Source organism: Bifidobacterium sp., assembly GCF_051876855.1.
GTDB lineage: Bacteria > Actinomycetota > Actinomycetes > Actinomycetales > Bifidobacteriaceae > Bifidobacterium.
In genome coordinates this window covers 1-1,834 of record NZ_JBJEIH010000095.1, presented here as the reverse complement: position 1 = coordinate 1,834, position 1,834 = coordinate 1, and the positions used below count along the sequence as shown (strand labels likewise).

The 1,834-nt window shown below is 64.8% G+C and carries 1 protein-coding gene; it reads left to right on the top strand.

The features are described from left to right. The coding region (locus ACI38B_RS06435) for an ATP-binding cassette domain-containing protein (RefSeq protein ID WP_439730028.1) at window positions 1-1,776 on the top strand (1,776 nt) is incomplete at its 5' end. Between the last annotated feature and the right edge of the window lie 58 nt (window positions 1,777-1,834).

Genomic DNA, 1,834 nt, shown 5'->3' with positions numbered 1-1,834 from the left:
GGGGACACAGCGGAATCCGTCGAACAGGGCGAACCAAGCAACGGCACTGTCATCACCCAGCAGGGCGACGAAGCCGAAGTAGGCCGCCACGGCGACCAGCGTACGGTGATTATCGCCGATGGCACCCCGGACGAGATTTTCTCCGACCGCACCATCGATTTCGCCGGCCTCGGCATCTGGCTACCCAAACGCTACCAACGCCCCGAAGACGCCATCACACGCATCCACACCGACAGCGAACCCGAATACGATCCGGCAACCGGTACCGGCGAGCCGATTCTGACCACCAGCGGTCTGGGTATCGGGCACAGTGAAGACGCCATCGCGCGCGACATCAACCTCGCATTCAAACCCGGGCAGATCACCGCGCTCGTCGGAGCGAACGGCGCCGGAAAATCAACGCTCTCCCTGACCCTCGCCGGACTGCTCAAACCGCTCGAAGGCTCCGTGGACGCCAGCCGCGAACTCGCCGGGAACGCGCACGGCACCCAGCCAATCAACTGGAAATCAACCGAACTCGCCTCCCGCATCTCCTACGTTTTCCAAAACCCCGAACACCAGTTCGCCCGCGGCAGCGTCATCGACGAAGTCATGCTCGGGCCGCTGCGCACCGGCGTCGCGCCCGACGAAGCCCGCCGCCGCGCGCACGACCTGCTCGAACGCTTCAACCTCAGCCGGTACGAGAACGTCAACCCGTACACGCTGTCCGGAGGCGAAAAACGCCGGCTCACCGTGGCCGCCGCGCTCGCCGCCGCCCCACGCGTGCTGATTCTTGACGAGCCGACTTTCGGGCAGGACCGCCGCACCTGGATGCAGATCGTCCACCTCATCCACGGGCTGCGCGGCGACGGCGTCAGCATCATCGTCGTCACCCACGACCATGAGCTCGTCACCGCGCTCGGCGCACGAGTCATCGAGCTCATCCCGCAAGGCGGGCACGGCCAATGGGACGACGAGCAGACCATCCGCGTCAGCCCGGTCAACGAACGCCACGAACAGCCACGCGCATCCAGCAGGTCAAGCATCATCGCATCCATCAACCCCGCCTACCGGCTCTTCGGCGCACTGCTCGCCTCGCTGCCGCTTATTTTCAGCCTCGACTGGGTGTCCGCATGCACCGCGCTTGTCATCGAATTCCTGGCGCTCGCTTGCCTCGGGCTCAAACCGTTGCGGGTCGTCAAATCCACGTGGCCGGTATTCATCGGGGCGCCAGGTTCGGCGCTCGCCGTACTGCTGTACGGCAAACAAGGGGGAGCCGTCTGGTGGCATTGGGGCATGATTACCGTCAGCGAACGGTCGGCGTGGCTTGCCTTGGCTACCGGTCTGCGCATTCTGGCGGTCGGTATTCCCGCGATCATTCTGGTGTTGGGCATTGATGCGACTGATTTGGCTGACGCGTTCAGCCAGATTCTGCATTTGCCGGACCGTTTCGTCTATGGCGGGCTCGCCGGCATGCGCCTGTTTTCCGTGCTGCGCGACGACTGGGCGGCGCTCACCGCGTCACGCCGTTCGCGCGGACTCGGTGATGATAATGCGTTCAAGGCGTTCTTCCCGCAGGCGTTCGCGTTGCTGGTGCTGTCCATCAGGCGTTCGACCACACTGGCGACTGCGATGGAGGCGCGTGGATTCGGCGGCGACGGGCCTCGCAGCCATGCGCGCGTCAGCATGAGCGGGACGCGCGACCGGGTGTTCCTTGTGTGCTGCTTCGCGGTGCCGATGATCGCGCTCGCGGTGTCGGTATGGTTCGGCACGTTCAGCTTCTTTGGCGGCAAGTGAGTGCGGTCGCGGCGGTAGCGCGCGGTTTCCGTTGCCTGTGTGGTCCACATGTTGAGAC